Source organism: Dyella sp. 01L423, assembly GCF_056399945.1.
Genome location: NZ_JBFTSI010000008.1, coordinates 108,390 through 130,076 on the forward strand (window position 1 = coordinate 108,390; position 21,687 = coordinate 130,076).

A 21,687-nucleotide genomic window follows, 5' to 3' on the forward strand; every position below is an offset into this window, starting at 1 on the left:
AGTGCAAACCCGTGGGAGGGGAAGACGGTGGAACTGAAACGTAATGTGCTGGCCCTGGCGCTGGCGTCCGGTCTTTGTTTGACGGCAAGTATTCATGCGATGCCGGCGGATGCGGGCGCTAACGCGACCGGCACCGCCGTCGCCAACGGGGCCACTGGCGCCCAGGACAACTCTGCCCAGCAGAGCGATCCGAACGCCAAGAAGGACGATCAGCCCAAGCAGACGCAGGACCAGCAGCTGGCCAAGAGCCTCTCCACCATCACGGTGACGGGCTACAACCAGAGCATGGAAAAGTCGATCGACTACCAGCGCTATTCGGACACGATCACCAACGTCATCACCTCCGCCGACATCGGCGGCCTGCCTGACCAGTCCATCGCCGATGCGCTGACCCGCTTGCCGGGCGTGTCCGCCGAGCGCATTGCCGGCCAGGCCTCGCAGATCAATATCCGCGGCCTCTCGGGCAACTTCATCCAGACCACGCTTGATGGTCGCGAGCAGCCGTCCACCAGCGGCAGCAACTACATCAACTTCGACCAGTACCCGTCGGAGCTGATCAACATGGCCACGGTGTACAAGTCCTCGCAGGCCTCCCTGGTCACCGGCGGCGTGGGCGGCACCATTGCGCTGCAGACGGCTGACCCGCTGCAGGCGCCGAAGGACCAGAACCTCAACATCGATGCGCGCGGCAGCTACGACGGCCAGGCGCATGACGTGAGCGGCGCCAACGCCTTGGGTTACCGCCTGAGCGCGGCCTACCAGGGCAAGTTCCTCGACAACACGCTGGGCGTCGGCCTGGGCGTGGCGCAGATGTACCAGCCGCACGTGGCCGAGCAGTTCGTGGGCGAAGCCTCGGATGGTTCGAAGTACTCGATCAACTCGCAGCCGGGCGCCGCGACGGGCTACCTGCCGGAAGGCATCCAGCTGCAGCAGAACGGCGGTGAAGAGCGCCGTACCGGCGAAATCGCCACCATCGTGTGGAAGCCGACCGACGAGCTGAAGATCACCGGCGACGGTTTCTACTCCAAGTTCAAGAACGAGTCGTTCGGTTACGGCTTCCGCTCGCAGAACTTCTACGGCAACAACACGCAGATCACCAATCCGACGTGGAGCTCGCTGGGCACGCTGATTGGCGGCTCGGTGTCGAGCAACCCGACCACCGGCGTGGATCCGCGCACCGGCAATCCGTACGGCAACCAGTTCTCCAACGAGACCACCGCCGACAACTACAGCACCACCACCAGCATCTTCTCCGGTGGCCTGAACGCGAAGTGGGACCACGACAACTGGCATATCGATGCCGACGTGTCGATGTCGCGCGCGACCAGCAACGAGATCAACGTCGACACCACGGCCGATCCGTACTCGGGCCTGGGCACGGCGAACCCGCAGCTGATGGCGCAGTCCATGAACTTCCAGCTGAAGGGCCAGCAGATCGGCTCGGCGCAGTTCGGCAATCCGGGCTTGTACACCAACGTCAACGACATGGGCTTGTCGCGTTACGGCGTCTATCCGTACATCTATCACGACAAGATGAAGGCCTTCCGCACCAGCGTGAAGTACGACATGCCCAACAGCTCGTGGCTGTCCGCGCTGGAAGCGGGCGTGTACTTGAACAACCACACGTATAACGCCGATCGCGAAGCCTACGTCTACGGTTCGGAGTGGAACACCTCGCCGGTGCCGGGCCAGCCGCCGCTGAGCATTCCGTCCAGCGCGGCCAAGGTCACCTGCTGGAAGGGCAAGTTCGCCGGTTTCCCCTGCTTCCTGACGCTCAACGGTCCGGCGATTCTTGCGTCCCACGGCATCACGGCCAACCCGGTCAAGAACATCACCGACCAGAGCTGGACGTATGTGCAGAGCGGCGAAGTGGCCGAGAAGACGCGCGATATCTTCCTGCAGGCGGACATCGATGCGCAGGATGTGTTTGGCCACGAGCTGAGCGGCAACGTCGGCATCCGCGTGTCGCACCAGTCGCAGTACAGCACGGGTCTGCAGCAGGTCGGCAACGGTGCGGGCATTCCGATCACCGACGGCAACGGCAACACCAGTTCGGACTACGCGCCGCTCACCGTCGGCAAGACGTATACCGATTACCTGCCGTCGCTGAACCTGATCTATCACTTGACCGACGACGACATGATGCGCTTCTCGGCAGCCAAGGTGCTGTCGCGTCCGCCGATCGACAAGATGCTTGCCGGTTCGGGTTCGTGGGTCTCCAACGGCCAGTACAACGTGTGGGGCGGCACCAGCCCGCTGCTCGATCCGCTGCGCGCCACCCAGTACGACCTCGACTACGAACATTACTTCGACGATTCGACCGGCCTGCTCACTGCCGGCGTGTTCTTCAAGGACATCAAGTCGTTCGTGCAGGACGTGACGTACAACAACTACGACTTCGCCGCGGCCGGCATTCCGGTGCCGATCGATCCGACCACCGGCAAGCAGTACCTCAACGGCGAATACCAGACGGCGTACAACGCCAATGGCGGCCTGGTCCGCGGTCTGGAACTGTCCGGTTCGAAGACGCACTTCCTGCCCGGCATCTGGGCTGGCCTGGGCGTGCAGGCGAACTTCGCGCTGACCTCCAGCACCGTGCACAACCCGACCAACCTCGGTGGCCCGACCACCTACGTCGGCCTGCCGGGCCTGTCGCGTCGCGTGGCCAGTGCAGCGTTGTTCTACGACTACGGTCCGTTCTCGGCACGTGTCTCGGGCAACTACCGCTCCTCGTTCCTGTCCGACACGCAGATGGCGGTCAACAACCAGCTGGTGACCTTTGCGGCCGAGACGGTGTACGACTTCCAGGCCTCGTACGACATCACCCAGCAGTTCAAGGTGGTGTACCAGATGCTCAACCTGACCAACCAGCCGACGCGTACGTACTTCGGCGGCAACCCGCAGCAGACCGGTACGATCCAGTACTTCGGACGCACCAGCTACCTCGGCGTCGAGTTCAAGCTGTAAGCCACGAATCGCGCCGGTCTCGAAAGAGGCCGGCGCGATGCTTTTTGGGGCCATGCCGCGTCATGCATGGCAAACACACCGCGAGGCCCGGCGTAGCGGTTTCCGGTCCGATGCGATGTCTGCGTTCCGGTGTACCGTTCCGTCGATGGCCAGCCGCCTTCGAATGGAGCTCAGCATGTCCCGGAATCGCCTGTTCAGTTCTCTTGCGCTTGCCCTCTCTCTGGCGCTCGGCGCCGCGCCGATGAGCGTACGCGCAGCCGACGCAACGCCGCCATCTGTTTCCAATACTCAGCCATCGTCCGGCGTCTACTACGAAATCTTCGTGCGCGCCTGGTACGACACCAACGGCGACGGCATCGGCGATCTCAACGGCGTCACCGCCAAGCTCGATTACCTCAAGTCGCTGGGCATCAGCGGCATCTGGCTGATGCCGATCAATAGCTCGCCCAGCTATCACGGCTACGACATCACCGATTACTACGGCATCAATCCGCAATACGGCACGGCGGCTGACATGGAGCATCTCGTCGCCGAAGCGCACAAGCGCGGCATCGCCGTGACCATGGACATGGTGATCAACCACACCGCCAAGGAACATCCGTGGTTTGTCGACGCGCAGAAGCCCGATGGCGCGCATCGAGACTGGTATAGCTGGACGTCCAAACAGCCCGACCTCAAGGCCATCAGCGCCACCGATACGCCGATCTGGCACGCCGGCAACGACGGCTGGTACATCGGTGTGTTCGGCGGCCATATGCCCGACCTCAACTACGACAATCCGGCCGTGCGCGCGGAGATGATCAACGTGGGCCAGTACTGGCTGGGCAAGGGCGTGGATGGCTTCCGCCTCGATGCCGCCAAGCACATCTACGTCGACTTCAAGTCGGACGTGCACAGCGAAAAGGCCTTGGAGAAGAATGTCGGGTGGTGGACCGAGTACCACGATGCGCTGGCCAAGACGAACCCGAACGTAACTCTGGTGGGCGAAGTCAGCGCCACCTCGCCGAAAGAACTCGCGCCCTACCTCAAGCCGCTGGGTTCGATCTTCGACTTTCCGCTGGCCGAGCAGCTGATCGTGAGCGCCAAGAGCGAGCGTGCGGGCCAGCTGGACAATCTGCTCAAGGCCACCTACGACGCGTACAAGGTGGCGGGTGACACGCCGCACATCGACTCCACCTTCCTGTCCAACCATGACCAGGAACGCGTGATGAGCCGGCTCAACGGCAATGTCGACCATATGCGCATGGCCGCCGCGATGCTGCTGACCCTGCCGGGCCGCCCGTATATCTATTACGGCGAAGAGCTGGGCATGGAAGGCAAGAAGCCCGACGAGAACCTGCGCGAGCCGATGCGCTGGACGCGTGAGGCAGGCCCGGGCGAGTCGCGCTGGAAGCCCTCCAGCGTGAACCAGGGGCAGGCCGTATCCGTGCAGGCCGAGCAGGACGATGCCAGCTCGCTGTACAACACCTACCGCACCCTGATCGGCTGGCGCGCCCAGAACGGCGCGCTGCGCGACGGCGACCTGACCGTAGTCGCCACCGGCCTGCCCAACGTGGTCGCCTACTGGCGCAACGACGGCAAGCAGAAGCTGCTGGTGGTGCATAACCTTTCCGGCAAGAGCGCAGTGTGGAAACCTAAGGGGGATCTCCTGCCCAAGGACGCCGCCGTGCTGATGACTACCAAGACCCAGGCCTCGCTGGACAACCGCAGCCTCAAGCTTCCCGCTTATGGCACCGTGGTGATCCGCTGATGCGCAGGACCCTGCTCGCGCTTGCGCTGCTTTCAGCCATGACGTGCGTGGCGACAGCGGCGACCACCCCACCGGTGGTGGCAAGGTCGCACAACGACGCCAGTGCCGATCGCATGGAGTTGCTCCTGCCCAGGGGCAAGATTGAGCTGCGTCTGCTGGAGACGCAGACCATCCAGCTGCGGGTGGAAGGCACGCAGGAGCCCGCCACGCCCGTCATCGACGAGCAAGCCCATTTCGGGCCGGTGGATGTGGGCCGCTACACGCAGGGCGACGATCAAGTCATGCGTTCCAGCGGGCTCGTTGTCCGCTGGAATCCAGCCAGCCATTCGTTGCGCGTGGATGATCCCTCTGAGCGCCAGCTGATGGAGGTCGACCTTTCCCAGGCGTTCGAGGGTCGCTGGACCGTTCGCCACGCCAAGGGCGATCCGCAGTACGGCATCGGCGGCCTCAACGCGTTCGATGCAAAAGCCGGCGACCTTTTGCGCCAGGGCAAGCAGGTTGCCACGGCCGGCAACCAGGGCCACACGGGGGCTCCTTTCGTATGGAGCACGGCGGGCTACGGCGTGCTGGCGGACGCCGAACCCGCGCGTTTCGATCTTTCGGCGACGGATATCCGCGTTCAGGCCACGCCAAACGTCGTGCGGACGCTCTACCTGTTCGTGGGGTCACCGGCCGATCTTTTCGGACAATTGCGCGACATCAGCGGCGCCTCGCCCATGTTCCCCAAGTGGGCGATGGGCTTCACCAACAGCCAGTGGGGCATCGACCAGAAGGAGGCGCTAAGCCTGGTCGATACCTATCGTGCCAAGCACATTCCCATCGACAACTTCACCTTCGACTTCGACTGGAAGGCGTGGGGCGAGGAGATGGGCGAATTCCGCTGGAATCCCGACAAATTCCCCGGCGGTCCCGACGGTACGCTCAAGCAGCAGATGGATCAGCGCGGCATGCACATGACCGGCATCATGAAGCCGCGCGTGCATGTGGATACCGTGGAAGGCCGCGAGGCCACCGAGCATGGCTACTGGCTGGCGCAGTCGAAGCAGGCACCCGACTACTTCTCGCACAAGCCGGTGCGCGACGTGGATTTCGACAAGCCCGAAGTGCGTGCGTGGTTCTTCAATGACGCGCTCAAGCATTCCTTCGCCACCGGCATCGCGGGCTGGTGGAACGACGAGGCGGACGACAGCGGCGTCGACACCCAGTTCCTCAACATGCAGCGCACCTTGTACGACGGCCAGCGCAGCATCAGCGACCAGCGGGTGTGGTCGATCAACCGCAACTTCTATCTCGGCTCGCAGCGCTACGCCTATGGCGTGTGGTCGGGCGACATCCAGAGCGGTTTCGCCAGCATGGCCGCGCAGCGCCAGCGCATGCTCGCCGCATTCGACGTGGGCGCGATGCACTGGGGCATGGATGGCGGCGGTTTCAAGGCGCCCATGCCCACGCCAGAGAACTACGCGCGCTGGCTCCAGTTTGGCGCGTTCACGCCGGTTTTCCGCGTTCACGCCGACTTCGGCCAGAAGCGTCAGCCCTGGGTATACGGGCCGATCGCCGAAAAGGCCGCGACGGACGCGATCCGTCTGCGTTATTCGTTGATTCCGTATATCTACAGCTACGAACATTTTGCACATGCATACGGTGTCGGCCTGGTGCGCCCGCTGCAGTTCGCCTATCCGAACGACACGGCGCAACGCGACCGAATTGATGCGTGGATGTTCGGCGAGTTCCTGCTGGTGTCGCCCATCGTCGATCAAGGCCAGGCGGTGAAACATCTCCAATTGCCACACGGTCGCTGGATCAACTGGTTTGACGGCAAGGCCTATGAAGGCGATCGCGAGATCACGCTCAACGTCGATGCGGACCACTGGAGTGACATTCCCTTGTTCGTGCGCGAAGGCGCCATCATCCCGCGGCAGCCTGTGCTGGATTTCGTGGGGCAACACCCGGTGACGACGCTGGACGTAGATGTGTTTCCGTCCGCTGAGTTGACCAGGTTTGACCTCTACGACGACGACGGCGAGACCTACGCTTATGAAAAGGGCGCCTATTTCCTGCAGACGCTCTCGGTGCAGCTCGACGGGACGGGTGTGGCGTTCAATACGGCAGCGGCGGTCGAAGGTTTCCGCCCAGCCTTGCACGACTATGTGCTGGCGATCCATGGCGACGTGGGCAGCGCGGTGAAGGACCATGGCAAGCCGCTGCCGGATCTGGGTAGCATCGACGCCTTGCGCGCGTCTACGTCGGAAGGATGGGCGCGCGGGCATGATCGATTCGGAGAGGTGACGTACGTGAAGCTGCTGCAGAAAACCACAGCGCGTGACATCCATATCGATACCGCGGCGGTGACGCGGTGATCGCGCGCAGGAAGCTGGCGTTCGCGTGTGCGTTGCTGCTGGCGGGCAGCGCACAGGCCAGTGTCATCGGTGCAAACGACGACATCCAGTGGAACGGTCGCAGGGCAGGCATGAGCGCGCAGGCGGATGGCAGCTTTGTGTTGCACGCCTCATCGGGCGACCGCGCGATCACCGCGCAGAAGCTGTCTGTGCACACGGCAAGCCCCCTGTTCGATGGCCTGTTCGCGATGGCCCAGGACGACCTCAGCCACGATGCCGTATCGGCGATCAAGGATGGCGCTTACGACCACGGCAAGGAAATCCCCTGCCGTTGCTACGCCACGGGCGAGAAGTGGCCGTACGTGTGGACACGCGACGTCTCGTACTCGATCGATCTGGCACTATGGCGCATCGATGCGGATCGGGCACGCGAGTCGCTGCGCTTCAAGTTGTCCGATGTGCGCGAGCCGTCGGCTACGCAAGGCCTGTACGTGATGCAGGACACCGGTTCGGGCGGCAGCTGGCCGATCAGCACCGATCGCGTGGTGTGGTTCCTGGGCGCGCGTCACTTGCTCGGCGACCCGGCGTTTGCGAAGGACACCCGGGAGGCTCTGAAGGACACCTTGGCGCAGGACCGCCTCTACGTATTCGACAGCACGCTGGGCCTCTATCGCGGCGAGACCTCCTTCCTCGACTGGCGCGAGCAGACCTACCCCGCGTGGACAGAGAAGGACGTGCGCTATATCGGCGAGTCGTTCGCGCTGTCCACCAATGTGCTGCACTACCAGGCATTGCAGCTCGCAGCGCAGCTCGCGGATCAGCAGCAAGATGCTTCGGCCAAGGACTATCGGGCCCAGGCAGCTGCACTGAAGCAGGCCATCAACGCGCACTTCTGGCGCGCCGATCGTGGCATGTACATGAGCTATATCGGCCCGGAAGCCATGCCGGTCGACAGCTATGACTTGCTCGGCATCGCACTGGCAGTGACCAGCGGCGTGGCCGATACGGCCAGGGCCAGGCAATCGCTGGCCAGCTATCCGGCCGGGCAGGCGGGCAGCCCGGTGATCTGGCCGGAGCGCAAGGATCAGCCGGTCTATCACAACCGCGCGATCTGGCCGTTCGTGAGCGCCTATGCGCTGCGTGCCGCCCGCACGGTGAATGACTCGACGCGCATCGCGCACGAGATGGATTCGATCCTGCGTGGTGCCGCGCTCGCCTCGTCCAATATGGAGAACTACGAGCTGGTCTCCCAGGCCGTGCATGTCGACGAAGGCAAGCTCAGCGGTCCGGTGGTCAATTCGCCGCGCCAGCTGTGGTCCGTGGCGGGTTATCTCGACATGGTGATCAGCGGCGTGTTCGGTCTTGGTGACGACGGACGCGTCGAACCGAAGCTGCCTGCGTCGTGGGTGGCGCCGCTGTTTGGCGGCAACCAGAAAATCACGCTTGATCTCGCCGGTGAGCGCATCACTCTGCTACGCCCGGCCAAGCTCGACGGCGATCTGCTGGTGGCGCAATCGCAGCATCGCGAAGGCGACGAAACCACGGTGCAGCTGAAGGCGATTCATTCCGGCGCAAAGCCGTTGCGCACCGATGCACCGCTGTTTGCTGCGGAGATGCCGGACGCGCCCGTGGTCACCGAAAACGGCAATCGCTGGCAGGTCGCCTTCCGGGGCAAGGGCATCTTGTATCTGGACGGCCATCGCGCGGGCCCGATCGGCGGCAGCCTCACGCTGCCCAAGGGTGATACGCGCCAGTGCTTCCAACTCACGCGCATCGATGAACATGGTCTGGAATCCTTGCCAAGCATGGCGACCTGCAAGGGCGAGGAATCGCGCCTGGCCGGGCCGGGCCCGTGGCAATGGAAGGCACCCAGGGACGGCTCGTTCAGCGTCTCGCTCGACTATGTGAACGATCACGGGCCGATCAACACCGGCGTCACCGCTGCCGTGAAGCTGCTGGACGTATCGTGCGATGGTGCAGCGCCACAGCGCGTACCAGTGGTGATGCCGCATAGTGTGGGCACGCAGCGCTCCACCACGGCCACGTTCATGGCACGCGCGGGCGCGCTTTGCCGCTACCGACTGGACCAGGGATTCAACATGAGTGACTTGCGCCACAACGCGCACTACACCGGCGAGCAGGGCGGGGCGACCGGCCCGGTGAACGATGCCAAGGTCGAGGCCATGCTGGTGTCGCCGTCGCCGGTCATAGCCAAGCCATGACGCGCAAGCCCGAGCTGTCGTTCTGGCAGATCTGGAACATGTGCTTCGGTTTCCTGGGCATCCAGTTTGGGTTTGCCCTGCAGAACGCGAACGTCAGCCGCATCTTCCAGACGCTGGGCGCGGATGTCGGCGATATCCCGGCGCTGTGGATCGCCGCGCCGTTCTCGGGTTTGCTGGTGCAGCCGATCATCGGTTATCTGTCCGATCGCACTTGGACGAAGCTGGGTCGGCGTCGTCCGTACTTCCTGATCGGTGCCGTGCTCACCACGCTGGCGCTGCTGTGCATGCCCAACTCGCCCATGCTGTGGGTGGCGGCAGGGTTGCTGTGGATCATGGACGCCTCGATCAATATTTCGATGGAGCCGTTCCGCGCCTTCGTAGGCGACCAGCTGCCGCCGCGCCAACGCCCCGTGGGCTATGCGATGCAGAGCTTCTTCATCGGCGTGGGCTCGGTGGTGGCCTCGTTGCTGCCATGGTTGCTGGCCAAGCTTGGCGTGAGCAATGTCGCAGGCGAGGGCGCCATTCCCGACACGGTGAAATACGCGTTCTATCTGGGCGGCGTGGTGTTGCTGGGCTCGGTGCTGTGGACGGTGCTCACCACGCGCGAATATCCGCCGGGTGAGTTGGAAGCGTTCTCCGACGGCCAGGTAGAGACCACCGTGACAAACGCATCAGGCGCATGGCGATTTGGCGTGCTGCTGATCATCGCGGGCGCCGCGCTGCTGGTCGCGATCCGCCACTACGTGCTGGAGAAAGAGCTGTATCTGCTGGCGGGCGGCCTGGTGCTGTTCGGCGCCCTGTTTTCATGGCTGTCCATCACGCGCAGCAGCGGCATGTTGAAGCAGGTGATGGGCGATCTCTACGGCATGCCCGAAACCATGCGTCGTCTCGCCGTGGTGCAGTTCTTCTCCTGGTTCGCGCTGTTCGCTTTGTGGATATACACCACGGCAGCGGTGACCTCGGTGCATTACGGCACCACCGATGTTCATTCGGCCGCCTATAACGAAGGCGCCAACTGGGTGGGCGTGTTGTTTGCCGCGTACAACGCCTTCGCGGCCGTGGCTGCTGCGGCGATTCCGTGGATGGTGCGGCGCTGGGGCCTACGCATCAGTCATCTGGTCAACTGCGCCTTGGGCGGTGCAGGCCTGCTGTCGATCCTGGTGATCCGCGATCCGCAGTGGCTTTTGCTGTCGATGGTGGGCGTGGGTTTTGCGTGGGCCTCGATCCTGTCGCTGCCGTACGCGCTGCTGTCGGACAACCTGCCGGCGTCGAAGATGGGCGTCTATATGGGCATCTTCAATTTCTTCATCGTGATCCCGCAGCTGATGGCGGCCAGCGTCTTGGGCCTGCTGCTGCGGCTGTTCTTCCATGGGCAGGCGATCTGGGCGCTGGCGATGGGCGGCGCGAGCCTGCTGATCGCGGGGCTGTGCACGTTGCGGGTGGCCGAGCCGTCGACGCGATTGGACGCGGTAGAGGCGTTGTAGGAGCGCACCCTGTGCGCGTTCGCGGAGCTGAGGGTCGCCTCTTCGATGGGGCGTCGCGCACAGGGTGCGCTCCCACAGGTCACGCTTGATTTCAGCGCTTGAGGCTGGATTTGCGCACGATCAACTTCGCCGGCAACATCCCGCTTTGCGCCGGCTCGCCTCGAATCAGCGCGAGCAAATTGTCGACCAGGATCTCACCGGCGAGCTTGGTGTCCTGCAGTACCGTGGTCAGCGGCGGACTGACAAAGCTTGCCATCGGAATATCGTCGAATCCCGCCAGCGCCACATCATCCGGCACGCGCAAGCCGTGGTCGGCGAGGGCGCGCATGGCGCCGAAGGCAATCAGGTCGCTGGCGGCGAACACCGCATCGAAGCTCACGCCCCGTGCCAGCAGCGTTTCCAGCGCGTCGTAGCCGGAACGCTCGGTGCTCTCGGCGTTCACCTGCAGCAGTGGCTCCACGTGCAGTCCCACGTCGCTCAGCGCGCGCGCATAGCCGCGATAGCGGTCAAAGAATTCGGGGTAGTGGCTGGAGGCGTCACCCAGGAAGGCGATGCGGCGGCAGCCTTGTTCGAGCAGGTGCGCGGTGACCTCGCGTCCGCCGCTGAGGTTGTCGCAGCCCACCGAGACATCCGGCTGATCGGGCAGCACCGCGCCCCATCGCACGCAGCGGGTGCCCTGGTCCACCAGCTTCTGCAGCTTGTCGCGGGTGGCCAGGTAATCGCCGTAGCCGAGCAGGATGATGCCGTCGGCCTTCATGCTGTCCGCGTAATCGGCGTGCCAGTCGCGCGAAAACTGCTGGAACGAGATCAGCAGGTCGTAGCCTCGCTGGGCGCTGGCGCGCGTGATCGAGCCCAGCATCGAAAGAAAGAACGGATTGATGTGGGATTCGTCGGCGGTCGGGTCCTCGAACAGCAGCAGGGCCAGCGTGCCGGTGTGCTTGGCGCGCAGGCCCGAGGCGTTCTTGTCGACCTTGTAGTTCAGCTCATCGACCGCGGCCTGGATGCGCCGGCGCGTCTCCTCGTTGACCAGCGGACTGCCGCGCAACGCGCGCGACACCGTGGACTGGGAGACCCCGGCCAGGTGGGCGATATCGAATGAGGTGACTTTTCCCTTGATCTGCACGCAGCGGTGACTCTTGAGTCAGTGCGCAGATCCTAGCGGCTTGTGTGCTCGCTGTCCTTTCATGTGTCTGACCGGGCGACGGGCAAGAAAAAGCCCCGAGGATTAGGGGGGAATCCTCGGGGCCGGGGTGGAAAGCGAAACCCAGGGGAGAGGTTCGCTTTACCGTTTGGGCTCGTCCAGGGAGGTGGCGAGCCCGCGGATGCCGTTGCGTGCACCCGGAATATAAGAACGCGCCAGACGGCGAAAGTTGCACTGCGGCAATCGGTTTTGGTTAGGGGGCGTTCATTTGACGAAAATCGAACATTTCGAGCGCCAAGCAACGGCGCAGACTGTGGGAGCGCACCCTGTGCGCGACGACCGATCGGAGAGGAGACCTTCAGCGCCGCTGTCGCGCACAGGGTGCGCTCCCACAGGTAGAGGAAGAGGGTGCCGGAGCACCCAATCTCAGCCTCAATGCGCCTCATCCCAGTTCTTGCCCACGCCTGCCTCGACCAGCAACGGCACGGAAAGCTCCGCCGCCCCCGACATGCGCGCGACCACGCCGGCACGCACTTCCTCGACCACATCCTGGCGCACCTCGAAGACCAGTTCATCGTGCACCTGCATCAGCATGTGCGCGTCGTCACGGGGTTGCAGCCAGTCGTGCACGGTGAGCATGGCGCGCTTGATGATATCCGCCGCGGTGCCCTGCATGGGTGCATTCACCGCCGCGCGTTCGGCGCCGGCACGCAGCGCCTGATTGCGAGACTGCAGGTTTTCCAGATACAGGCGGCGGCCGAACAGCGTTTCCACGTAGCCATCGCGATGCGCTTGCTGGCGGGTCGCTTCCATGAAGGCATGCACGCCCGGATAGCGCGCGAAATAGCGCGCCATATAGTCGCTGGCTTCGCCGCGATCCACGCCCAGCTGGCGGGCGAGGCCAAATGCGCTCATGCCGTACATCAGGCCGAAGTTGATCGCCTTGGCGGCGCGGCGCTGGTTGGCGCTCACTTCTTCCGGCTTGAGCCCGAACACTTCGGCGGCAGTGGCGCGATGCACATCGCCGCCTTCCTTGAACGCCTTGACCAGGCCTTCGTCGCCGGACAAGTGCGCCATGATGCGCAGCTCGATCTGCGAGTAGTCGGCCGCCAGCACCACCCAGCCCGGCGGCGCCACGAAGGCCTGGCGGATGCGGCGGCCTTCCTCGGTGCGGATCGGGATGTTCTGAAGATTGGGATCGGACGAAGACACACGCCCCGTCGCCACCGAACCCTGGTGATAACTGGTGTGCACGCGCCCGGTGCGCGGGTTGACCATCTCCGCTAGCTTGTCCGTATACGTCGAACGCAGCTTGGCAAGTCCGCGATAGTCGAGGATCAAACGCGGCAGCGCGTGATCGTCCGCAATGGCCGCCAGCGCCTCCTCGTTGGTGGACGGCTGGCCAGTCGGTGTCTTCACCTTCGCCGACAGCCCAAGCTCGTCGAACAGCACGGCCTGCAATTGCTTGGGCGAATCGAGGTTGAACTCGTGCCCCGCGCCTTTCCAGGCTTCCTGCTGCAGTTCCAGCATGCGTTTGCCGAGCTGCTGGCTCTGCATGCGCAGCTCGTTGACGTCGATCAACACGCCGCGCTGTTCCATCGAGGCGAGCACGGGAATCAGCGGTATCTCGATGTTCTCATAGACCGAACGCAGCGACGGCTCGCTTTCCAGCTTCGGCCACAGCGCATGGTGCAGGCGCAGCGTGATGTCGGCATCTTCGGCGGCGTAGCGACACGCGGTGTCCAGATCCACCTGCGAGAACGAAATCTGCTTGGCGCCCTTGCCGGCGACCTGTTCGTACTTGATCGTCTCCACGCCCAGGTACTTGCGCGCCAGCGAATCCATGTCGTGACGCGTGGCCGTGGCGTTCCAGATATACGACTCCAGCATGGAATCGTGCTTCAGACCGCGCAGATGGATGCCGTAGTTCGACAGGATATTGATGTCGTACTTGGCGTGCTGGCCCATCTTGGGACGCGATGCGTCCTCGAAGAACGGCTTGAGCGTGGCGAGCACCTGCTCGCGCGATAGCTGCGTAGGCGCGCCGGGATAGTCGTGCGCCAGCGGCACATAACAGGCATGGCCCGGCTCCACCGACAGGCTCAGGCCCACGATATCGGCCTGCATCGAATCGATCGAGGTGGTTTCGGTATCGAACGACACCAGCGGCGCCGTGGCGATCTTCGCCAGCCAGTTCTCGAACTGCGCCTGCGTGGTGACGAGTTCGTATTGGCCGGCCATCGCCAGATTCGCCGCGTGTTCGTGCTCTTGTGGGAGCGCACCCTGTGCGCGACCGGCTGTGCCGGCAAGATTTCCGGAGACCGCTCCGCCCGTGTCGCGCACAGGGTGCGCTCCCACAGGAGAGGCGGCGCTTTCGGCGTCCATGTCTTTCAGCGCCGCCTTGAACTCATAGCGGATGTACAGCTCACGCAAGGCATCGTCATGGCGATCGCGGAAGGTCAGCTGCGACACCGACTCATCCAGTGGGACGTCGAGCTTGATCGTCACCAGGTCGCGCGACAGCGGCAACTGCGGCAGCGCGGCGCGCAGGCTCTCACCGATCTTGCCGCCGACCTTGTCGGCGTTGGCAATGAGGTTGTCCAGGGTGCCGTATTCGGCCAGCCATTTCGCCGCGGTCTTGGGGCCGCACTTGGGCACGCCCGGCACGTTGTCCACGGTGTCGCCGGTGAGCGAAAGAAAATCCACGATCTGCGATGGCTGGACGCCGAACTTGTCCATCACGCCCGCGCTGTCGGTGGTGGTGTTGGTCATGGTGTTGACCAGGGTGACGCCAGGGCGCACCAGCTGCGCGAGGTCCTTGTCACCGGTGGAAATCTCCACCTCGATGCCTTGCGCATGCGCCTGCTCGGTCAGCGTGCCGATCACGTCGTCCGCTTCCACGCCGGCCACGCGCAGAATCGGAAACCCCAGCGCGCCGACGATGGCGAGCATCGGGTCCACCTGCGCGCGCAAATCGTCCGGCATCGGCGGGCGATTGGCCTTGTACTGGTCGTACAGCTGGTTGCGGAAGGTGGGACCCGGCGCGTCGCTGACGAAGGCCACGTAGTCGGGCTTCGCCTTGAGCGTGGCGCGCAGCATGTTCACCACGCCAAACAGCGCGCCGGTGGGCTCGCCCTGCGAATTGGTGAGCGGTGGGAGCGCATGGAAGGCGCGGTAGAGGTAGGAGGAACCGTCGATCAGGATGAGCTTGGCCATGCCGCAATTGTCGCACGCGTGCACCGGACTGCACGGCTGTGCGTTCAGGCGCGACCCACCGCCGTTCTGGTCCTTCCGCGACACTTCACGAGCCGCGACGTTCTGCGCTGATATGCTCCACGCTCCACAGGAGGCCATCATCATGAAACCCGTCGCTCTGCTTGCCGTTCTTGGTGTGGCCATCGCGTCCAATGCGCTTGCCCAGTCGTCCGCCAGCCAGTTTCCGCCGGCCCCGCCGCCGCCGGGCATGGACGATCCGGGTGTGAAGGCTACGCCTCCGCCGCCGGCGCCCAAGGCAGCCCCCGCGCCCAAGTCCGCCGCCACCAAGAAACCGGCATCGGGCAATGTCTCCGCGGACACGGAAGCCACGCTGAGCGCACCGGAGACTTCCTCCCCGGCCACCTCCGACGCGCAGCCACGCGACGCAAACGGCAATGCTCCGCCGCAGGTCAAGGTGGTCACCCAGGGCGACCAGACCATCCAGGAATACAGCCGCAGCGGCCAGGTCTACATGGTGGTGGTGACGCCCAAGAGCGGCATCCCGCAGACCTATATGGTCGACCAGAAGGGTGCCTGGTCCAATCAGGCGGGCGACCCGGTGAAGCCGGTGATGTACAAGGTCATGGAGTGGGGCAAGAGCAAGTCCGCGGAAGACCAGGACAACGGCGGCCAGTAAGTCCGTGCGGCGGCCATCAGCGAGGGCTGTATGAACCTGCGCGAGAGCTGGTTGCTGTTCGCGCTGGGTTCGGCGTTCTTCGCCGCACTGACGGCGCTGTTCGGCAAGCTGGGCGTGGCGGGCATCAACTCCAACCTCGCCACCTTCATCCGCACCATCGTGATCCTGCTGGTCACGGCCGGTATTCTCAGCCTGCGCAATGAATGGGCACGCCCCACGGGGCTCCCCGCCAGCAGCTGGGTCTTCCTGGTGCTGTCGGGCATCGCCACGGGACTCTCCTGGCTTTGCTATTACCGCGCGCTGCAGCTAGGCCCGGTGAGCCGCGTCGCGCCGATCGACAAATTGAGCGTGGCCATCGCCATCGTGCTGGGCGTGCTATTGCTGGGCGAGCAGCTGAGCTGGTCGCTGGCGATCGGCGGCGGGCTGATCGTGCTCGGCGCAATCATCATCGCGGTGTTCTAGCGCTCATCCAGCTCCGGGTAGTGGCGGAAGATGCCGTCTTCGTTGAATGCGATGCGCCGCTCCGAGGCGAGATAGACCGCGACGTTAGGGCGCTCCGCTACACGCTCCTGCAGTGCGCGCAGCTTGGTCGTGCGGCGACGGGTCGACTTCATCGCATTGGGAAACGCATAGTCCAGTCCTGACATCAGCTGGAACAGCGACAGATCCACGTACGAGTGGCGGCGCCCAATCGCGTGCCGCCCATCGCCACGGTCGAGCACTTGCTCGAAATAACCAAGGAATTTCGGGATGCGTGCTTCGCAGAACGCGTTGGAACGTTGGCGCGCCTCGCTGCGCTGCTGCTCGTAGTACAGGTCACCGGAAATCGGATGATGCGTGTCGTGCACTTCGGCGACGATATCGGTCACGGTCTGCTGCAGTTGCATCGCATAGCGCTGCGCCGGTTCGGACGCAGGCACCAGCCCATGACGCGGCCCTAGGTAGGCGAGGACATTGGCGACCTGCGCAATCACCTCCTTGCCCGCGCGCAGGAAGGGCGGCGCGAACGGAAGGACACCCGGATGTTTGCCTTGCAGAAACGGCATCATGATCTGGTCGCCTTGCTCGCGCGCGACATCGTCGTAGCCGGCACCGGCATCTTCCAGCGCGAGCCGCACGAATTCGCCGCGTCCCTGGATGCCGCTCCAGTAGTAGAGCTTGTAGCGCATGACGAGAGTCCTGGTGAGAAGCTGGCGAGGCTAGGCAGTAGGTATTCAACGAAGCGTGATCACGGCATCGCTTCGATCCTCACTGTTCCATCCCCTCACTGTGGGAGCGCACCCTGTGCGCGACAGGCCTGCATGACGCTGGAACGATCGGTTCTCACCTGAGGCGCCAGTCGCGCACAGGGTGCGCTCCCACAAGGAAGAGTGGTTACATCGTCCGCGTCAGCTCGCGCAGCTGCTCCCACACCAGCGCCGCCAACGGCGACAACGACCGCTGCCGGCGCTTGATCAACACCACCTCGCGACTTTCCTGCGGCGTCAGCGGTCGCGTCACCAGGGTGGGCGGCGGTGGCGCCAGCGCAGGACTCACGCTGATGCCGAGCCCGGCTTCCACCATGCGAAAGGTGGTGAACGTGTGCCCGGTCTGCTGCACGATGTTGGCCTCGATACCACGGCTCGCCAGCGCGTGGTCGATCAGGCGGCGGCTGCCGGACGAATAGTCGAGCAGGATCAGCGGCTGTCCCTGCAACTTGCGCCAGGGCACGCGTTCCAGCTGCGCGAGCGGATGATCGGGCCGGCACACCAGCACAAACGGATCGCGCAGCAGGCGTTCGCTGTCGAATTCGCCGGTGAGTGGAGGATCGATGGCTACGCCGAAATCCACCTCGCCGCCGCGCACGCTATCCAGCACCATGGTTTGCGCCTGGTCGTGCAGCTGGATGGTGAGTTGGGGATAGCGCGCGGCACAGTCGGCGATGCAGCGTGGCATCAGGCCCGCGGACAAAGTGGGTACCGAGGCCACATGCACCTTGCCGCGCTTGCGCTCGCTTTCCGAATGTACGTGCGAGAGCACGCCTTCCAGTTCGTCCAGCACGCGCCCGATCGCACTTTCCAGGTAGCGGCCCGCCTCGGTGGGCAGCACTTCGCGGGTGGTGCGGTCAAACAGGCGGATGCCCAGCTCCGCTTCCAGGTCCGCGATATAGCGGCTCACCGCCGGCTGACTCAGGTGCAGGCTCTCCGCCGCCCGCCGGAAATGCTGCTGCCGGGCCACGGCAAGGAAGGCTCGAAGCTGGCGCAGGCTGATATTCATACCAATACTGTATCAGTAGATCAGATAAAACGATTTGATTAATCAATGGGCTGGCGGTCCAATAGGGGCATTCCCTGATTGCGCGTGCCACGGCCATGTCCCTGCGTCGCCTCCTGCCCGACCGCTTTACCTGCGCCCTGATCGTCACCGTGGCGCTGGCCAGCCTGCTGCCCTGCCGCGGCACCACGGCGAGCGTGTTCAACGTGCTGACGGACCTGGCCATCGCCCTGCTGTTCTTCCTGCACGGCGCCAAGCTCTCGCGCGAGGCCGTGGTGGCCGGCATGACCCACTGGCGCTTGCACCTCACCGTGCTCGCCAGCACGTTCGTGCTGTTTCCGGTATTGGGGCTGTTGCTGCGCCCGGTGCTGTCGCCGCTGGTGACGCCCTCGCTCTACCTCGGCGTGCTGTTCCTGTGCACGCTGCCCTCGACCGTGCAGTCGTCCATTGCCTTCACCTCGATGGCGCGGGGCAATGTGCCGGCAGCCATCTGTTCCGCCTCCGCCTCGAGCATGCTCGGCATCTTCATCACGCCGCTGCTGGTGGGCGTGATGCTGGAATCGCACGGGCAGGGCGGCATGAACTGGGATGCCATCGGCGCCATCGTGCTGCAGTTGCTGGTGCCGTTCGTGGCCGGACAGGTTGCGCAACGCTGGATCGGCAGCTGGGTGGAACGAAATCGCGCGCTGCTCTCCTTCGTCGACCAGGGTTCGATCCTGCTGGTGGTCTATACGGCTTTCAGTGCGGCGGTGTTGCAGGGCCTGTGGAAGCAGATCCCGTTACCGGTGCTGGGTGGCCTGCTGGTGGTGAATGCGGTGCTGCTTGCCGTGGCGCTGATCGTTACCCGCTATGGCGCACGCGCATTGGGCTTCAAGCGCGAGGATGAAATCACCATCGTGTTCTGCGGCTCGAAGAAGAGTCTCGCCAGTGGCGTGCCGATGGCGAAGGTGTTGTTTGCCGGTCATCCGCTGGGCACGATCGTGTTGCCGATCATGTTGTTTCATCAGATTCAGTTGATGACGTGTGCGGTGTTGGCGAAGAAGTATGCGGAGAGGGTGGAGGGGCGTCGGCTTGAGACTGGTGGGGGCGTGGAGGCGGCTCGCTGAGGGCTGCTTTCAACTCGTCATCCCGGCGCAGGTCCCAGGCGCTTTTTAACAGCCGAAGGGCTGGTCATCCAGCTTTTGATCGTCATCCCGGCGTAGGCCGGAGGCGCTTTTCAACAGCGAAGCTCGCCATCCAGTGACTTTGCGCTGCGATCGTCGCGTTGACGCCAGGGTGCCGCCTACGCGGCGGGCGTTTCGAACGGCTGCCGCCGCTCGAGTCACTTTCTCTTGCTGGCCCATGCATGCGCAGGAGCGCATGCGAACGGCGAAGCCGGCCCGAAGGGCGGAGGGCAGGATGCCCGGAGTAAGAGAAAAGTAACCCAAAGAGTATGGCCTAAAAGAGCTAAGGGCTCGTAGCGTCGTGTTGGATACGATCGTCTGTCGCTCGAGGGGGTTGGAAGCGTGGCGATCGTCCAACAGGCGATTGGGCTACACCGCAACGCGCCACGGCGAAGAGAGCTTAAAGCGTTGCCTCGCTGCGCATCGGCTTTAGGCATCGCTCCATCCGCCTGCCGCGCCGGCTTGTCTGTGGGAGCGCACCCTGTGCGCGACAGCCACGCTGCGGTGTACCGCTCCGTAGGTTTGTCGCGCACAGGGTGCGCTCCCACAAAGAGCCGAGCGGCACGTTGATCCACCATCCACAGGCCTGCGTCCCCCTTGTAGGAGCGCACCTTGTGCGCGACCGCAGCGATGGGATGTACAGGCCCCCGGAACCCGCCAGCGCACCTGGAGGGCACCAGCCCGCGGCAAGCGAGCCAGGTCGCGGAAGCGCAGGAGCAAAAAAAGAGGCGCCTTTCGGCGCCCCTTTTTCAAACCAATAATCAGGCAACCACTCAATGCCTGAAGTGGCGGATGCCCGTGAACACCATCGCCATGCCGTGCTCGTCGGCAGCAGCGATGACTTCCGCATCGCGCATCGAACCACCCGGCTGAATCACCGCCTGGATGCCCGCCGCCGCCGCCGCATCGATACCGTCGCGGAACGGGAAGAAAGCGTCCGATGCCATCACCGAACCCGCCACCTCCAGCTTCTCGTCGGCCGCCTTGATGCCGGCGATCTTGGCGCTGTAAACGCGGCTCATCTGACCCGCGCCCACGCCGATGGTCTGGCGGTTCTTGGCGTAGACGATGGCGTTGCTCTTGACGTACTTGGCCACCTTCCACGCGAAGATCAGATCGTCGATCTCGCTGGGCGTGGGGGCGCGCTTGGTGACGATCTTCAGATCCTCGGCCTTGACCGTGGCGCGGTCGGCGGTCTGGATCAGCAGGCCTGAACCCACGCGGCGGGAATCATTGCCCGGGTGCGCTTTGGTCAGGTCGCCGTCGGCCGGCGGCGGGATTTCCAGTACGCGCACGTTGGTCTTCTTGGCGAACGCCTTCAGGGCTGCGTCTTCGTAGCCGGGCGCCAGCACCACTTCCACGAACTGACGGTCCACGATGGCCTTGGCGGTGGCTGCATCCACCACGCGATTGAAGGCGATGATGCCGCCGAACGCCGAGGTGGGGTCGGTCTGGTAAGCCAGGTCATAAGCGCGACCGATGCCATCCAGGCTCACCGCCACGCCGCAGGGATTGGCGTGCTTGACGATTACGCAGGCCGGCTTGGTGAAACTACGTACGCATTCCCAGGCGGCATCGGAATCGGCGATGTTGTTGAACGACAACTCCTTGCCCTGCAGCTGGCGGAATGTGGCCAGCGTGCCCGGCGCGGGATACAGATCGCGGTAGAACGCGGCCTGCTGGTGCGGATTCTCGCCGTAGCGCAGATCCATCATCTTCACGAAGCGACCGTTGGCCTGCGCGGGGAATGCCTCATGGCCGGCGATGGCGTCGTAATCTTCGTTGAGCTTGAGCGCAGAGAGATAATCGCTGATCGCGCCGTCGTAGTTGGATACGCGATTGAACGCGGCGACGGCCAGCTTGAAGCGCGTGGCGCGCGTGAGGCCACCGTGTGCTTCGATTTCCGCGAGCGCCTCGTCGTACTGGTCGGGCGAAGTGAGCACGCCCACGTCGTTCCAGTTCTTGGCGGCCGAACGCAGCATTGCCGGGCCGCCGATGTCGATGTTCTCGATGGCATCTTCCAGCGTGCAATCCGCGCGCGCCACGGTCTGCTCGAACGGATAGAGATTGAGCACCAGCAGATCGATCGGCGCGATGCCCAGTTCGGACATCACGGCATCGTCGGTGCCGCGGCGACCGAGCAGGCCGCCGTGCACCTTGGGGTGCAGCGTCTTGACGCGGCCATCCATGATTTCGGGGAAGCCGGTGACGTCGCTGACGTCCTTGACCGGGATGCCTGCCTCGCGCAATGCCTTGGCGCTGCCGCCGGTGGAAAGCAGCTCCACGCCGGCCTGGTGCAGGCGCTGGCCCAGCGCGATCAGTCCGGTCTTATCGGACACGCTCAGCAGCGCGCGGCGAATGGGGGATACGGCAGAGGCAGGCATGACGGCTTCCAGGTCGGGGAAGCCAGACATTATAGCCATCTGGAGCACAGGCCGCCCGAAAGCGGTCGACGCCCCAGTTGGATGGCTAAATGCAA

The 21,687-nt window shown here is 64.2% G+C and carries 13 protein-coding genes; 8 read left to right on the forward strand and 5 right to left on the reverse strand.

Going from position 1 to position 21,687, the window contains the following annotated elements; all coding sequences use genetic code 11:
* The first annotated feature begins 27 nt into the window (after positions 1-27).
* From AC1DMY_RS18815 to AC1DMY_RS18835, 5 genes are all read left to right on the forward strand, one after another.
* Entirely contained in the window at positions 28-2,967 is a 2,940-nt protein-coding gene (locus AC1DMY_RS18815; RefSeq protein WP_477166393.1) for a TonB-dependent receptor, read from the forward strand.
* A 175-nt stretch (positions 2,968-3,142) separates the two neighbouring features.
* On the forward strand, positions 3,143-4,717 hold the full coding sequence (locus AC1DMY_RS18820) for an alpha-amylase family glycosyl hydrolase (protein WP_477166394.1): 1,575 nt from the start codon (positions 3,143-3,145) through the stop codon (positions 4,715-4,717).
* Positions 4,717-7,074, forward strand: a complete 2,358-nt coding sequence (locus AC1DMY_RS18825) for a glycoside hydrolase family 31 protein (RefSeq protein WP_477166395.1) — start codon at positions 4,717-4,719, stop codon at positions 7,072-7,074. Before AC1DMY_RS18820 ends, AC1DMY_RS18825 begins: the two co-directional genes overlap by 1 nt.
* 110 nt (positions 7,075-7,184) lie before the next feature.
* Positions 7,185-9,275 (forward strand): alpha-L-rhamnosidase-related protein, encoded by a 2,091-nt coding sequence (locus tag AC1DMY_RS18830; RefSeq protein ID WP_477166471.1) that lies wholly within the window; start codon positions 7,185-7,187, stop codon positions 9,273-9,275.
* Positions 9,272-10,759 (forward strand): MFS transporter, encoded by a 1,488-nt coding sequence (locus AC1DMY_RS18835; RefSeq protein WP_477166396.1) that lies wholly within the window; start codon positions 9,272-9,274, stop codon positions 10,757-10,759. The genes AC1DMY_RS18830 and AC1DMY_RS18835 overlap by 4 nt, the downstream gene beginning before the upstream one ends.
* A gap of 91 nt (positions 10,760-10,850) precedes the next feature.
* Here AC1DMY_RS18835 and AC1DMY_RS18840 read toward each other — a convergent pair whose 3' ends face one another.
* Positions 10,851-11,876 carry a LacI family DNA-binding transcriptional regulator gene (locus AC1DMY_RS18840; RefSeq protein WP_477166472.1) on the reverse strand — a complete coding sequence of 342 codons (1,026 nt, stop codon included), beginning with the start codon at positions 11,874-11,876 and terminating at the stop codon, positions 10,851-10,853.
* 456 nt (positions 11,877-12,332) lie between these two features.
* Complete coding sequence (gene polA / locus AC1DMY_RS18845) at positions 12,333-15,116, reverse strand: DNA polymerase I (RefSeq protein WP_477166397.1); 2,784 nt, start codon at positions 15,114-15,116, stop codon at positions 12,333-12,335.
* 142 nt (positions 15,117-15,258) lie between these two features.
* On the opposite strand from polA, the gene AC1DMY_RS18850 reads away from it, so the two are divergent.
* Together AC1DMY_RS18850 and AC1DMY_RS18855 are read left to right on the forward strand one after the other, a co-directional pair.
* On the forward strand, positions 15,259-15,792 hold the full coding sequence (locus AC1DMY_RS18850) for a DUF2782 domain-containing protein (RefSeq protein ID WP_477166398.1): 534 nt from the start codon (positions 15,259-15,261) through the stop codon (positions 15,790-15,792).
* 30 nt (positions 15,793-15,822) lie between these two features.
* Complete coding sequence (locus tag AC1DMY_RS18855; RefSeq protein WP_204636712.1) at positions 15,823-16,254, forward strand: EamA family transporter; 432 nt, start codon at positions 15,823-15,825, stop codon at positions 16,252-16,254.
* Here AC1DMY_RS18855 and AC1DMY_RS18860 read toward each other — a convergent pair.
* Entirely contained in the window at positions 16,251-16,961 is a 711-nt protein-coding gene (locus AC1DMY_RS18860; RefSeq protein ID WP_477166399.1) for a glutathione S-transferase, read from the reverse strand. The two genes, AC1DMY_RS18855 and AC1DMY_RS18860, sit on opposite strands and share 4 nt — an antisense overlap.
* A gap of 205 nt (positions 16,962-17,166) precedes the next feature.
* A complete protein-coding gene (locus tag AC1DMY_RS18865) occupies positions 17,167-18,048 on the reverse strand; it encodes a LysR family transcriptional regulator (protein WP_477166400.1) in 882 nt (293 codons plus the stop codon).
* A 95-nt stretch (positions 18,049-18,143) separates the two neighbouring features.
* On the opposite strand from AC1DMY_RS18865, the gene AC1DMY_RS18870 reads away from it, so the two are divergent.
* Entirely contained in the window at positions 18,144-19,151 is a 1,008-nt protein-coding gene (locus AC1DMY_RS18870) for a bile acid:sodium symporter family protein (RefSeq protein ID WP_477166401.1), read from the forward strand.
* An 830-nt stretch (positions 19,152-19,981) separates the two neighbouring features.
* On the opposite strand, the gene purH is transcribed toward AC1DMY_RS18870, so the two are convergent.
* Positions 19,982-21,592, reverse strand: coding sequence for a bifunctional phosphoribosylaminoimidazolecarboxamide formyltransferase/IMP cyclohydrolase (gene purH, locus AC1DMY_RS18875; RefSeq protein ID WP_477166402.1), 1,611 nt, complete (start codon positions 21,590-21,592; stop codon positions 19,982-19,984).
* Between the last annotated feature and the right edge of the window lie 95 nt (positions 21,593-21,687).

What these genes read in the sequence shown, in the direction of transcription:
- AC1DMY_RS18855 (WP_204636712.1), top strand. Translation starts at nt 15,823, where the DNA reads ATGAACCTGCGCGAGAGCTGGTTGCTGTTCGCGCTGGGTTCGGCGTTC.
- AC1DMY_RS18865 (WP_477166400.1), bottom strand. Translation starts at nt 18,048, where the DNA reads ATGAATATCAGCCTGCGCCAGCTTCGAGCCTTCCTTGCCGTGGCCCGG.
- AC1DMY_RS18870 (WP_477166401.1), top strand. Translation starts at nt 18,144, where the DNA reads ATGTCCCTGCGTCGCCTCCTGCCCGACCGCTTTACCTGCGCCCTGATC.
- AC1DMY_RS18825 (WP_477166395.1), top strand. Translation starts at nt 4,717, where the DNA reads ATGCGCAGGACCCTGCTCGCGCTTGCGCTGCTTTCAGCCATGACGTGC.
- AC1DMY_RS18820 (WP_477166394.1), top strand. Translation starts at nt 3,143, where the DNA reads ATGTCCCGGAATCGCCTGTTCAGTTCTCTTGCGCTTGCCCTCTCTCTG.
- polA (WP_477166397.1), bottom strand. Translation starts at nt 15,116, where the DNA reads ATGGCCAAGCTCATCCTGATCGACGGTTCCTCCTACCTCTACCGCGCC.
- purH (WP_477166402.1), bottom strand. Translation starts at nt 21,592, where the DNA reads ATGCCTGCCTCTGCCGTATCCCCCATTCGCCGCGCGCTGCTGAGCGTG.
- AC1DMY_RS18860 (WP_477166399.1), bottom strand. Translation starts at nt 16,961, where the DNA reads ATGCGCTACAAGCTCTACTACTGGAGCGGCATCCAGGGACGCGGCGAA.
- AC1DMY_RS18850 (WP_477166398.1), top strand. Translation starts at nt 15,259, where the DNA reads ATGAAACCCGTCGCTCTGCTTGCCGTTCTTGGTGTGGCCATCGCGTCC.
- AC1DMY_RS18835 (WP_477166396.1), top strand. Translation starts at nt 9,272, where the DNA reads ATGACGCGCAAGCCCGAGCTGTCGTTCTGGCAGATCTGGAACATGTGC.
- AC1DMY_RS18830 (WP_477166471.1), top strand. Translation starts at nt 7,185, where the DNA reads ATGAGCGCGCAGGCGGATGGCAGCTTTGTGTTGCACGCCTCATCGGGC.